The sequence below is a fragment of the Desulfofundulus thermosubterraneus DSM 16057 genome (assembly GCF_900142025.1).
Classification (GTDB): domain Bacteria; phylum Bacillota; class Desulfotomaculia; order Desulfotomaculales; family Desulfovirgulaceae; genus Desulfofundulus; species Desulfofundulus thermosubterraneus.
Genome location: NZ_FQZM01000061.1, coordinates 1 through 13487, shown reverse-complemented (window position 1 = coordinate 13487; position 13487 = coordinate 1). Strand labels below are relative to the sequence as shown.

Annotated in this window: 14 protein-coding genes and 1 pseudogene; all 15 read right to left on the bottom strand. The window is 45.4% G+C overall.

Annotation, left to right across the window (positions count from 1 at the left end; all coding sequences use genetic code 11):
- Window positions 1-136 (bottom strand): annotated as a pseudogene (locus BUA65_RS16480) (IS4 family transposase); the annotation flags it as partial.
- A 179-nt stretch (window positions 137-315) separates the two neighbouring features.
- Window positions 316-504 (bottom strand): HAD hydrolase-like protein, encoded by a 189-nt coding sequence (locus tag BUA65_RS19260; protein ID WP_072871313.1) that lies wholly within the window; start codon window positions 502-504, stop codon window positions 316-318.
- A 142-nt stretch (window positions 505-646) separates the two neighbouring features.
- Window positions 647-1642 carry a C-terminal binding protein gene (locus BUA65_RS16470; protein ID WP_072871311.1) on the bottom strand — a complete coding sequence of 332 codons (996 nt, stop codon included), beginning with the start codon at window positions 1640-1642 and terminating at the stop codon, window positions 647-649.
- A 24-nt stretch (window positions 1643-1666) separates the two neighbouring features.
- A complete protein-coding gene (locus BUA65_RS16465) occupies window positions 1667-2596 on the bottom strand; it encodes a phosphoglycerate dehydrogenase (RefSeq protein WP_072871309.1) in 930 nt (309 codons plus the stop codon).
- Window positions 2597-3238, bottom strand: a complete 642-nt coding sequence (locus BUA65_RS16460; protein WP_072871306.1) for a bifunctional 4-hydroxy-2-oxoglutarate aldolase/2-dehydro-3-deoxy-phosphogluconate aldolase — start codon at window positions 3236-3238, stop codon at window positions 2597-2599.
- Entirely contained in the window at window positions 3238-4188 is a 951-nt protein-coding gene (locus BUA65_RS16455) for a sugar kinase (RefSeq protein ID WP_072871303.1), read from the bottom strand. The genes BUA65_RS16460 and BUA65_RS16455 overlap by 1 nt, the downstream gene beginning before the upstream one ends.
- Window positions 4189-4230: 42 nt before the next feature.
- Complete coding sequence (locus tag BUA65_RS16450) at window positions 4231-4875, bottom strand: bifunctional 4-hydroxy-2-oxoglutarate aldolase/2-dehydro-3-deoxy-phosphogluconate aldolase (RefSeq protein WP_072871301.1); 645 nt, start codon at window positions 4873-4875, stop codon at window positions 4231-4233.
- A 138-nt stretch (window positions 4876-5013) separates the two neighbouring features.
- Entirely contained in the window at window positions 5014-5787 is a 774-nt protein-coding gene (locus tag BUA65_RS16445) for an IclR family transcriptional regulator (protein WP_072871299.1), read from the bottom strand.
- Between the two features lie 17 nt (window positions 5788-5804).
- Entirely contained in the window at window positions 5805-6719 is a 915-nt protein-coding gene (locus BUA65_RS16440; protein WP_207543924.1) for a dihydrodipicolinate synthase family protein, read from the bottom strand.
- 118 nt (window positions 6720-6837) lie between these two features.
- On the bottom strand, window positions 6838-8130 hold the full coding sequence (locus BUA65_RS16435) for a nickel pincer cofactor-dependent isomerase, group 22 (RefSeq protein ID WP_072871297.1): 1293 nt from the start codon (window positions 8128-8130) through the stop codon (window positions 6838-6840).
- 16 nt (window positions 8131-8146) lie between these two features.
- The gene (locus BUA65_RS16430) at window positions 8147-9427 is read right to left on the bottom strand and encodes a TRAP transporter large permease (protein ID WP_072871295.1); all 1281 of its coding nucleotides are present in this window, start codon (window positions 9425-9427) and stop codon (window positions 8147-8149) included.
- A gap of 1 nt (window position 9428) precedes the next feature.
- Window positions 9429-9911 carry a TRAP transporter small permease gene (locus tag BUA65_RS16425; protein WP_072871293.1) on the bottom strand — a complete coding sequence of 161 codons (483 nt, stop codon included), beginning with the start codon at window positions 9909-9911 and terminating at the stop codon, window positions 9429-9431.
- 66 nt (window positions 9912-9977) lie between these two features.
- Window positions 9978-11006, bottom strand: a complete 1029-nt coding sequence (locus tag BUA65_RS16420) for a TRAP transporter substrate-binding protein (RefSeq protein ID WP_072871290.1) — start codon at window positions 11004-11006, stop codon at window positions 9978-9980.
- A 245-nt stretch (window positions 11007-11251) separates the two neighbouring features.
- Complete coding sequence (locus BUA65_RS16415; RefSeq protein WP_072871287.1) at window positions 11252-12544, bottom strand: TRAP transporter large permease; 1293 nt, start codon at window positions 12542-12544, stop codon at window positions 11252-11254.
- Window positions 12545-12572: 28 nt separating this feature from the next.
- Window positions 12573-13034, bottom strand: coding sequence for a TRAP transporter small permease (locus tag BUA65_RS16410; protein WP_072871284.1), 462 nt, complete (start codon window positions 13032-13034; stop codon window positions 12573-12575).
- Between the last annotated feature and the right edge of the window lie 453 nt (window positions 13035-13487).

Genomic DNA, 13487 nt, shown 5'->3' with positions numbered 1-13487 from the left:
AGGCAATGGTGCGCTGCAGTCCAACTCCAAAGCCGAGCACCAGTACCCAGAAAAAGGTGACCGGGTCGATTTTCCGGTTGCGCTGGACGTATCCGACTTTAGCCGCTGTTTCCCTTAGCCACTCCGGAGAAAACATCTTGTTCAAAACTTTTTCTATTTCGCGCGGATTAATTTTTCCGGGAATTAGAGCCAATGTAGAACCTCCTCGCGAACATTATTTGGAGGAGAATTCCACAAAGGGAGGGGCATACTCCTTCTTTTCAAAGAACAATTCCCGCTATTTATTTTCCAGGGACAAAGCCCTATCTCTGGCTGTTATTGGTATATCCAGGGCTTAACCGAACACAAATGATCTTTCAAGGGAAGTCTCAGGTGCTTCATAATTTTTTGAACAGGTACGTCCAGGCCCATTTTTTTATGAAAGGTGAAACGGTAGCATTCTTCAATTAGCTGTAGGGTATCTATCAATGTCCCGTCCAGATCAAAAAGAATTCCTTTAAACATTTATTCACCGGCCTTAAAAGTAAGTAAAATTCGTCTGTGAACCCAAAAAGCTGAAGCGTGATAATCACGCTTCAGCATTATAAAAATCTCATATTGTTTCAATGCAGAATTCAGCCTGAAAGCCTGAAACCACGCTTCTATGCTACGGTAGCCTTTTTAAATGTACTTTATCTTTAACTTCTTTGTTTACCAGGTTTCTGGGATAATAACCTTGCAACACTTCTACCACTCCCTGGGCCGCCTTTGTCCGCAGCTCTATTTCAGCTTGCTCGGAGTACCATGCAACATGGGGGTTGATAATGACATTATCCATGGTCAGCAGAGGATTATCCCGGGGAGCAGGCTCTTCTTCCAAGACATCCAGCCCTGCTCCGGCAATGCGCCCCTCTTGCAAAGCTTTAATGAGGGCCTTTTCATCGATAACAGGACCTCTTGAGGTATTAATAATGAATGCGCTGGGCTTCATAAACCCCAATTCTTTTTCACCAATCAGGTGATAAGTTTCCGGGGTTAACGGAGCATGCACAGAAACAAAGTCAGATTTAGCCAGCAGCTCCTCCAACTCAACCAAAGTAGCTCCGTAAGGTTCTACGTCTGCCTGGGTAAGATAGGGATCATATACCAGCAGATGAAAACCAAAAGGTTTTGCTTTTCCCGCCAAGGTGCGGGGTATACGGCCAAATCCGACAATTCCCAGGGTTTGACCCCGAAGGCGTGAAATAGGCCTGCTTATTTTGTAATCCCATGTCCCTGCTTTCACGCTGTTATTTAACAGAACTACTTTCCGGGCACAGGCCAGCAGCAGGGCAAGAGCGTGATCGGAAACTTCGTCCATACAATAATCCGGCACATTGACCACACAAATCCCCTTTTCCGTCGCCGCCGCAAGGTCAATAGTATTTACTCCCACCCCGTAACGGGCAATTACTTTACAGTTATCCAGCGCTTCAATGACGCGCCTTGTAATTTGAGCATACTGGTTTAACAGGCCGTGGGCATCTTTACAGGCGGCAATCAATTCTTCTTCGGTCCGGCACTGGGCAGGGACCAGGGTAATACCAGCCCGTGCCAGGATCTCCTCTTCATACTTAAGGTTTCCATACTCGTAATCGGTTACCACAACCTTGAATTGACTCATTTTCTCCACCTCTTTCGGAAATTTTTAGGGTTGCAGAACCTTCAAAACTAACTCGGCCGCCTTGAGATCCATTTTCTGGGCAGCTTCTTTCGTGTAGGTACCAACGTGAGGGGTGAGAATAACATTATCCAGTTTTTGAAGCCGGCTATCGCGGAGAGGTTCTTGCTTGAACACGTCCAAAGCTGCTCCGGCTATCCGCCCCTCCTCTAAAAAGCGATATAATGCCTCTTCGTCAATCACCGCACCCCTGGCTGTATTAATGAGAAAGGCCGCAGGCTTCATCAGGGCTAATTCTCGTTCTCCAATCAGACCCGTGGTTTCCTTACTTAAAGGTACATGGAGGGTTACAAAATCGCTCTCTTGCAACAGTTGGTCCAACCGCATAAAGGTTACCCCAAGTCGTTCTTCGAGATCAAACCGCCTGGTACGGCTGTAATAGACAACCTTCATCTTAAATGCTTTGGCCCTTTCGGCCACTGCCTGGCCGATTCGCCCCAATCCCACGAGACCCAGAATCTTTCCAGCCAGTTCAATACCTGGCAGCTTCCACCACCGGTTATTTTTAAGGGCTTTATCCAGTACTGTCAATTGTCGGGCCAAAGCAAGGATGAGCCCCATTGTTAATTCGGCTACCGAATCCTCAACAGTTCCCGGGGTATTAAATACCTGCACACCCTTTTGCCGGGCTATTGCCAGATCAATATTGTCCAGCCCGGTACCTCTTCTAACAATTACCTTCAACCGATCCGCTCGTTCCAGTACCCGGGCACTTATGGGTTCGGTACCGACAATTGCCCCGTCCACCCCCTGGATCAGCCTTACCATTTCCTCCTCGGTCGGGGTGCGGCCGAATGGGTTATGCACAACCTTAACCTTTGCCCTGGCCAGGAGCTCAAGAACATCCCCGGACAGCCTGCCAAAAGAAGCTGAGGAAATAAGAACAGTAGGTTTCATTTATCGTTCCGACCTCGCTAGCCGGACTGTTTCTACGAACTGGCGGGCTTTTTCAGTAATCGACTCCCAGTTTCCTTCCACAACATCCTTTCGAGAGATCAGGGAACCGCCCACCCCGATGGCTATACAGCCGGCCCGGATGAAATCGGCGGCGTTATGCAGGTCGACGCCTCCTGTGGGTATTAGTGGAATGTGCCCCAGAGGTCCGCGTATATCCTTGATATATTGAGGCCCTAAAACACCGGCAGGGAAAACCTTGATTACGTCTCCTCCCAGTTCGTAGGCTTTTACAATTTCGGTAGGAGTCATCGCCCCGGGGATTATAATTTTTCCGTAGCGCTTACAGATGGTAATGACGTCCGGGTGGAGGCTGGGGGAGACAATAAACTCCGCTCCGGCCAGAATGGCCAGCCTGGCGGTTTCCCCATCCAGGACGGTTCCGGCTCCAACCCACACCTCATCTCCTAGCCCGGAGGTAAGTTGCTTGATCATCTCCATCGCCCCGGGAGCATCCACGGTAATCTCAATGGCAGTGACACCACCGGCTTTTAAAGCCCGTGCTATATTAAGGATACTTTCGGCTTTGGCTCCCCGGACTACCGCCACCACACCACTAGCTGTAAGTTTCTCCAATCTTTCCATTAACGATCAACCCCCTCTTTTTTTCCTTGAAAGACAGCAACCTCATCCATGGTAGGCAGCCCTTCCACATCACCGGTCACGGTAGTAGCCAGCGCGCCCACAGCGTTGGCCAGCTTCACTGATTCTTCAATACTATAACCCTTGAGCAGACCGGCGATAAAGCCGGCGGCAAATCCATCCCCAGCTCCGATGGGATCAACCACTCTTTCAATTGGATAGCCAGGTACAAATTTGCTCTCTGATCCTGAAGCAAAATAAGCACCTTCTTTTCCCAACTTAACCACAACCGTTTCTATTCCCTGGTCCAGAAATTTAGCGGCAATTTTCTCCGGTTCCCTTTCCCCGACCAGAATGGCTCCTTCACTGAGACCGGGCAGAATAATATCAGACTGAGCGGCTAACTCCATAATGACCTCTCTGGCGCGTTCCTTGCTCCACAGCTTCAGCCGGATGTTGGGATCCAAGGAGACTTTTACCCCCCGGCTTTTGGCAATTTTGATTGCCTCTTTGACAGTACGGTAGCATGATTCACTCAGTGCCGGCGTGATTCCGGTAACATGCAAAAACTTAGCTGACCCAATATAGTCAGGATCAAGATCTTCCGGGGAAAGCCGGCTCGCAGCAGAGCCCCGGCGATAATAGTACACTTTACTTTCGCCGTACTCCCGCCGTTCCTTGAAGTACAATCCGGTAGGGGCATCGGGATCAAACTTAACCTGAGACGTATCAACCCCTTCTCCCCGAATGAAAGCTACTATATACTTGCCAAATTCATCATTACCCACTCGGCTGATCCAACCGGCACCATGTCCGAGCCGGACAACACCAATGGCAAAGTTGGATTCGGCGCCACCAATCTGTTTGGTAAAGCGAGTAACATATTTTAAAGGTCCGGAACTATCCGGGTTCATCAGAACCATGGTTTCTCCCAGTGTAACCACTTCCGGCATCTTAGTCCTCTCCCTATAAAAACGAAGTTGTAAAATCAGTAGTCATTGGACGATTTTTTGCCTTACCTCGGTGATTATTTTTAAATATTGCCTTGCTTTAGCGGTAATTTCCCGGTAGCTACCCCTTCGTGCTACCTCTTTGTTTACCAGATCGCTGCCAATGCCTAGAGCCGTTGCCCCAGCCTGCAGAAAGTCACCGGTATTAGCAATATTTACACCACCTACTGCCATCAGCTGTGTTTGAGCAAGGGGACCTAAAACGTCAGTAAAATATTTCGCCCCAAGAGCCGCTGCCGGAAATACCTTCACCATCTTTACGCCCCATTGGAGGGCCTGGGCAATTTCAGTGGGAGTCATTATTCCCGGTATCACTGCCTTACCGTAGAGATTTCCTAATTCTACTACCTCTCTGGAAAGGTGCGGTGAGATGAGAAATTGAGCCCCTGCTAAAATAGCCAGCCTGGCTGTTTCCCGGTCCAGTACCGTACCGGCTCCTACTGATAATTCGTTACCAAATTTGTTCCTTAGTTCACCGATCATTTCCAGGGCTCCCGGAGTGTTGCAGGTTACCTCTATTACCTTAACACCTCCTTCCCGAAGAGCATCAACTACCGGTAACAATTCTTCCTTTTTCGTTCCCCGAATAATAACGACGAGACCGGTATCTGTTATCAGATCCAAACTCATTAAATTCACCTCGGTTTTTCTTTGCTCTGGGTCCTGCCTGGTTGTTTCATATTATGATATCTTGTTTCATATTACTTTTAAAAGAAAAGGGCCATTTTTTAACTGCTATACCACAATATAACACCAAATCTCCCTACATTAGGGACAATAGCCGAGACGGCGAGAGATCTTCTGTCCGGTTTCCTTAACTTTAACCGCTAGTTCAGGTACTCTTTCCCGGGTTAAACGATATGCTGGTCCTGAAACACTTATAGACGCTATGACTTGCCCTGTATGATCCCAAACAGGCGCGGCAACACAACGGATACCCGGCTCGTGCTCAATTTCATCTACGGCATAACCTAAATGCCGGATTTCTTTTAAATGATTAAGCATCTCCTGGAGGTCAGTAATAGTGTTGGGCGTTTTTTGCGGCATGCCTTTTGTTTTCAAAATACTTATGATCTCATCTTCAGGCAGAAAGGCTAGAATAGCTTTTCCTACTCCTGTACAATGAACGGGTGCGCGCCGGCCAATTTGCGAATACATTCGAATCGTACTTGGGCACTCAACTTTATCAATGTAGACTACTTCACCCTCCCGCAAAACACACAGATGTACCACCTCATTGGCAAATTTCATTAATTCTTCCAGGTAAGGCCGGGCTTCTTTGCGCAATTCCATGTTGGTCAAAATTTTGTTGCTTAACTCAACAATTTTTAAACCCAATTTATACTTTTCCGTTTCCTGATCTTTCTCAACATAACCTCTCTGGGCCAATGTATTAAGAAGGCGGTGAACGGTGCTTTTATGGAGATCAACTTCGTGAGCCAGTTCGGTAACTCCCAGGCCTTTTTGATTGTTGCCCAAAACTTCGAGAATTTTTATAGCCCGGTCCAGCGATTGTACAGTTTGTCCGTTACGCGTAGACATCCTTATCACCCTATTAACTAACAAGTTCTAAGCAAACCGGCTTCGTCTAGCATGATTTTCAGTTTTGTCAGGACAGTTTCGTCGGGACGACCCGCAGGTTGCCTGACAGTGGTCCCTACCGGTACACCACAGAGCCTGCAGGCTTCTTTCAATACACCAATGGCAGGTTTGTCGAGGGTATAGATCCGGGGAAGCTTTAATAGCTGGTGGTGCCAATTGATACTTTCCTGCAGGTCTCCTCTTACAAAGTTATTGTAAATATTAACGGTCACCTGAGGAGCGAAGTTGGCAGTGCCGGGAATAGCCCCATCACCGCCCATGGCGAGAGTGTTGAGCAGATGGTCATCATAACCGGCCAGTATGCTAAACTCAGGCCTGACTGCTTTCACTTGCAAAATCAGTTCCCGGATATGGGCAATGCTGTCAACGGTGTCTTTGATCCCCACAATGTTGGAAAAGTCTTTAGCCAAACGGGCTACCAGCGCAGGGGAAAGGCTTTGGCCGGTATTGTCGGGAAAGTGATAGAGAATGATTGGAATATCCACTGTTTCGGCCACAGTAGCGTAGTGAAGGTAAAGATTTTCTTCAGATAAGCCCCAGTAGTACGGAGTGACGATGACTGCACCATCGGCACCAATTTCCCTGGCATGTTGGGTAAGTTCTACTACTTCGCGGGTGTTACAACTGGAAGTACCTACAACAACAGGTACGCGGCCAGCTATATAATTCACGGCAAACTCAGCAAATTCCTTTCTTTCATCCACGCTCAGGTGAGAAAATTCTCCGCTGCTGCCCAGCACAAAGATGCCGTGGACTCCACCCCTGAGCAGGTGTTCAATCAAGGCTTTGTTGCCTTCCCAGTCAAAGGAGCCATCTTCCTTAAAGATTGTCAACATGGGCGGAATAACTCCCCGGAATTTAGCTACAGTCACTGATAGACCCCCTTGGGTTGAAATTAACAAATAAAGATAAACCCGTGCCGGAATTAAACATATGCTATCCAGGTGCTACCATAGAACTGATCCCAAACCCGGTAATATAATAAAAACCCTAAATTTTTGTAAGCAGGTTACCAAATCTATCAAACTTAAAAGGTTCCGGTTTACTTAGAATTTCTATTTGCGGGTTAGCCATAGCCTCAGGCAAAAGGCCTTCAGAGATATAAATCTCATCTACATGAAGGGTATTTTTAATCCTCACAATCCGGATCCGTTCGGGCTGTAAACAATATGAAGTTTTTATAGCACACCTGATGGCATAGTTATCGTTACGCATCACCATTGGAATACGCACAGTGGGCGGGAAGGCAGCGGTTATAGCATTAATATATGTTTTTGCCATATTAAAATTGTTAAATACCCGTTCAGTGGTAATATCTGCCGCACCCAGGCCATTGGCGTTTCCCTCGGTTTTTTCAGTAAGACCCAAAACGACGATACGCTCAACCTCTAATTCTCCATGGGCAAATTTGGTAGAAAATCGCCCGGTTACATTTGGATCCATACCGTCCCCGCTGATGTCCTTACCGATCTCATCAACAATCAGAACGTCCAAGGGATTGAGTAGTATTTTGGGTATTAGACTTTTTGCTTTTTCTAACAACCGGGGTTCATTCTCCAATATTTCTGGAACAGGGATAGCGTGAATTTCTGCAGTCTGATCATAAGCATTTTCCAGGATAGCCAATCCAAATAGTACGTTAACCTTTTCAAACACAACCTTGCTCATGGCGATCAAATGCCGGTCGAAACGATTCATACTCAACTGGTGGCAGGATTCTGCGCCCTTCTGTTTTCCTAATCCAATAACGCTCATTTTGATAATACCGCTTTCAATAACCCCCCGAAAGGCGGTATGGGGTTTAATCCTGTTAATGATAATCACCCCGTCGGCAGTGAGCGCATACTTATCAACATAGACCGGCATCCCGCTTGCTTCCCCAATTTTCTCAACTTCCATTGAAGACAGAATTGGAACCCCCATCGTCTGTTCGGTAATGCCAAATTCCGCCAGAACTTGTTTTTGTCCCTCCGCAGTAGCCCCACCATGACTACCCATTGCTGGTATAATAAAAGGCTCTATAAATCGGCTCTTGAGAAAATCAATGGTTGTTTTAACGATTTCTGAAATGTTTGTAATACCACGACTCCCCACCGCCACTGCGACTTTCATTCCCGGCGTGAGCAGACGTTTTATCTTCTCTCGATTTAATTCGGTCAAAACAGCTTCCTCGACATTATCCAGTACAGGCGCTGGTAAGTTCTGCCTCGCTTTGGCAAATTTCGGTATCCTAACTTCGTCCAGAATTTGCTCTATCATAGAGAAATCACCAAGTACAGGCATTATCCATACACCTCTCCTAATTAGCAAACCATCTCAGCGGTACCATTACCAAATCTGGGAAGAGAATCAGTAAAATCAACACAATTATTTCCGCAATCAGGAAAGGCCAGATCTTTTTTGTCAAATCTATGAAATTAATTTGACCGACACCACATCCTACATATAAAACAGTTCCAATAGGAGGAGTAATCAAACCTATACATAAGTTAAAGACCATAATTAATCCGAAATAAACCGGGTCGATACCTGCTTTTGCTACTAATGGCATTAAAACGGGGGTAAAAATTAGAATAGCAGGAGTTAGATCCATGATCATGCCAAGGAATAAAAGGAATACATTAACAGCGACAAGGAATACTAATTTGTTTTCTGTTAAGCCCCCGAAAATTTGAGCCATTTGATTTGGAATTTGCGCTACCGTCAACAGCCAGGCCACCGCCATAGCCGCTGAAGCAACAAACATGACCACTGATGTTGACTTAGCTGCTGCTATAAAAATGGGTTTTAAATCCTTCAGATTCACATCTCGATAGATAAACATGGAGACAACTAAAGCGTAAACAACCGCGACGGCACCAGCTTCAGTGGGTGTAAACACGCCGAATCTAATTCCACCTACAATGATGATCGGCATTAATAGAGCCCAGACGGACTCTTTAACGACTTTTAAACTTTCTGCCCGGCTATATTTTTTCCCTCGTGGATAATTACCCTTCCTGGCCAGAAAAGTCCAGGTCACCATGAGTATTAAACCTAAAATTAAGCCGGGAATAATACCTGACATAAACAATTTTGTGATCGAAACTCCAGACGTAACCCCAAAAATAATCATGGGAATACTGGGCGGGATAATCGGAGCAATAATCCCCGAACTGGCTACCAAGGCGGTTGAAACATCCCTGCGGTAACCTTCCCGGGCCATCAAGGGTACCAAGATGCTTCCCAGAGCAGCTGCGTCAGCCACTGCACTCCCGGAAAGACCGGCAAATAATATACTGGCCAGGACTACAACATAACCCAATCCTCCTCTGATACGACCGACCAACATCGTGGCAAAGTCGACAATTTTTTGTGAGAGGGATCCGTATGCCATAATTTCCCCGGCCAGCATAAAGAAGGGAATTGCCATCAGGGGAAAGCTATTGGCACCGTAAACCATGTTTTGAGCAATAATTTGTGCATCAAAATTACCCAGGAACAACATTAAAGCAACTGCACAAAGCACTAGAACAACAGCAATGGGGATACCTAAGGCTAATAATGCAAACAAACTAGCAAAAAATATTCCCAAGGCCAACCTACACACCACCTTTACGAATTACATTAACGATTCTCCCCAAGGTCATTGCTCCAATGAACACTGTGGCTAAAACATAAGAAAAAGTAATAAACGAAAAGGGAATTCCTGTAGCAGGCCCTAAGGAGGAGATAGATTGCTGAGTAAACTCTAACCCACCTTTGAACATAACCCCTGCTGCTACCAGCACCAGCATATATCCTGCTAATTCTATTATTTTTTTCGGCAGACCCTTTAAGCGAGCAGTAATTAAATTTACGGCAATATGCTTGTTATCTTTGTAAGCAGTGATTGCGCCGAGAAAAACAGCCCACACAAAGAGGTACCGAGCTAACTCCTCACTGGGAGCAAAACCTTCGTTAAAAATGTATCTTAAGACTGCGTTAACGAAAACCAGAAAAACCATCCCGCCCAGGGATGCAAACAGCAAATATTCCACCAACTTCTCAGCGCCACGACCTATTTTTTGAATGATCCCAATCATAGTCCACCTCTTTCTAATTTTGCTGCCTCCCGTCCAGCGGGAGGCAGCAGCCATTTACCTGGAAGTTTACTTTACAGCCATGATCTTTTCGGCCAGTTCTTTGGTACCGGGGTAGGTCCGGTAGAACCATTCTTGTACGGGTTTCTGAGACTCGATTAGCTTTTGTTTAAATGTATCATCCGGAAATACGACAGTCAGGCCTTTTTCCTTTAAGAATTGGATATCTTTTTCTTCAGACTCCTGCAGCAGTTTCCATTCGTAGTTCGCAGATTCGATAGCAGCTTTTTCAATTACTTTTTGCAGCTCGGGATCCAAGCTTTGGTAGAATTTCTCGTTAATAACATATAGGTTGGGAGAAAATATGTGCCGGGTATCTACTACGTATTTTTGCACTTCATAGAAACCAGAAGCCCGCAGAGTTGCATAGGGGTTTTCTTGTCCATCAATCACTTTTTGTTCTAAAGCAGTAAATACCTCTGAAATTGGCATCGGTATGGGGTTTGCACCAAGACCCTTAGCCATTTCCAGAAAACGAGGGTTATTGGGAACCCTTAACCTGAATCCTTTAAAATCTTCAAACTTGTTAATTGGCTTGCTGGAAGAAACAACTCTAAACCCATTGGCAGTCCACGCCAGCGGACGAATGCCCATTTTTTCCACCATACCTTTAGTAAGTTCCTTGCCCAGCTCGCCATTCAAGACCTTTTGGGCATGCTCGTAATCACGGAACAAATATGGCATTTCAGTTAATCCGATGATCGGCATGTCCTTGGCAACCAACATACCAGGAACAGCCATTTCAATGCTGCCGTTCTTTACACCGTCAATAAACTGCTCCTCAGAACCCAACGTGGAATTGTCATAAATTTCCACTTTAATCCTGCCACCGGATTCCTTCTCAACCATGGGCTTGAACTTTTCTTTCAAGGCAATGTTTTGGGGGTGATCGGCAGCGAAGTAGTTAGCTACTTTAATGGTATAAGTCTTTCCTTTAGAGCCGTCGGCAGACTGGTTGCTGCCACAGCCACTTAAGAAAAATGCAAAAAATAAAGTAATAATTAAACTCGAAACCAGCTTAAAATGTTTTTTCACCATTTAACCCTCCTGTTTTCTGGTATTTCTTTTTCAAATTTTTGAAGATCGACCGGCGTATAGCTACCTTTACATCACCTCCCCTGGGTTAGTTATTGAAATATTTTACATCTCCCAGGCCACATTCTTCCTTTGCCGTCGTCTGTGAATTTTGCATTATGAAACAATGTACCACATCATAATACAACATTTCGACATGGGTTTAAAAATTCCTTCAAATACTTCCCAAAGTCCTGTTGCCTTCCCGGTTACTTTACCAACCAACCCAGCGGTGCAATGACCAGGCGGGGGAAGAGAATCAACAGTAACAGCACAATAAACTCAACCATAATAAACGGCAAGATCTTCCTGACAAGTTCTGCCATATTTATTTTTCCTACACCACAGCCTACATAAAGAACAGTACCAACCGGGGGTGTAATAAGACCTATTACGAGGTTGAGCGTCATAATCAGTCCAAAATAAATTGGATCTATCCCGGCCTGCTTTATAAGTGGTATCAAGATGGGAGTAAAAATCAAAATAGCAGGGGTAATATCCATTACCATTCCCAGGAACAGGAGAAATACGTTAATAACTAACAAAAGCATTAGTTTTGCTTCCGCCAGGCCGGATAATGTTGTAACAATTTTTTGGGGAAGGCTGGCAGTTGTAATTACCCACGCGGCACTCATTGCTGTCGCGGCAACCAATAACACCTGTCCTGTAGTCCTTGCTGCAGCCGTTAGAACTTGCGGGATTTCCTTGAGATTTATTTCCTTATAAACTAAAACAGAAATAATAAAAGCATATACCACGGCAATGGCACCGGCCTCAGTGGGCGTGAAAATACCAAAACGAATGCCTCCGACGATAATCAGAGGCATGACCAGAGCGAATATGGCACCTTTAAAAGCTTTAAGCACTTGCTCTGGAGAAGCCTTCTGCCCAACCGGATAGTTGTTTTTCCTGGCAATGAAATACCAGATAGTCATCAGAGAAAGAGCCAGAATGAGGCCTGGAACAATTCCAGACATGAAAAGGCGACTAATAGATACTTGTCCCGCAACTCCGAACAAAATCATGGGGATACTGGGAGGAATGATAGGGGCAATAATTGCCGAGGCACAGACAAGAGCTACGGAAGTTGCCTTATCATATCCCATCTGGACCATCATAGGTATTAATATAGCTCCTAAAGCAGCAGCATCGGCAACCGCTGACCCCGATAAACCGGCAAATATGGTGCTAGCTATAATTACTACGTACCCCAAACCACCTCTAACATGTCCGAACAGACTTGCAACAAAATCTACTATTCTGCGTGATATACCACCATAGCTCATTATTTCCCCTGCAAGAATGAAGAAGGGTATCGCTAACAAAGTATAGCTATTTGCGCCAAAAATAACAGATTGGGCTATTAACTGCGGATCGAAATTTCCGATGGCAATCAACAAGGCTACAGCTACGAGCAGCAATGTAAAGGCTATGGGTACACCAATAAACAACAGAAGAAATAATATCCCTAAAAATAGAAGAATCAATTCGTTTCCTGACATTCTACCTGCCCCCCCTTTTTTCTCAGATTCACCGCCGCAAAATTTTATAGGTTTGGTACATTGTAATAAGCCCTATGCCTATAGTAGAAACAACAAGGGATATGGTAATGTAGGAAAAAGGAATACCAGTCGCCGGGCTAATGCTGGCGTGAGTTACCTTGACAACTTTGATTCCTCCGTACATAAGTACTGCCAATCCTGTTAACACTAAAATATTAGCAAGAAACAAAAATATTTTTTGAAGGCCTTTTGGAAGTCTACTAACAAATATATCTACTCTGATGTGCAACCCGTCCCTGGCGGCCATGATAGCACCAAGGAAGATCACCCAGACGAAGAGATTCACTGCTACTTCTTCGCTCCAGGTAAGGCCACTATTGAAGAAATAGCGCAAAATAACATTAATAAATACCAGTACGACTATACCGGCCAATGCTATTGCAGTTAAAAAATTAACTATGATTCCCAACAAGTGCCCTGATTTTTTCATTTCCTCACCTCCGAGATGTAATGTTAAAGAGACGAACTCTCTGTGAGAAATCTGCTTAACCTTTTTGACTGGATCCAGGCTGGGGTACATCCGTAGCCTGGATCCAGCCTTACCAATCAGTTTGCCAAATTGTTATTGGATACAGTCGCTAAACCCCAATTAAAACCATAACCCAGTAGCCCAACCTCTGGCAAATAACAGAAACTGCCAGGCCGTTGGGAACAACTTGCGTTTAGATTATCCAATAACAGTACCTAGCTGGTATCCATTGCCACCTCATCCTTTGTGTTACCAGCATTTCAGGCCAAAAAGGGCGGACTAACCCTCTACCGGTCATGCTGAAACTGTGACCGTACTGGCTGTGGGTAACTTCACCTTATCCTTTATCTTGGTGAGAGTTATGTTTACCCATCTTTTAAGATTCACGGCCAGGGCGGTAAGAAAGGCCTGGAG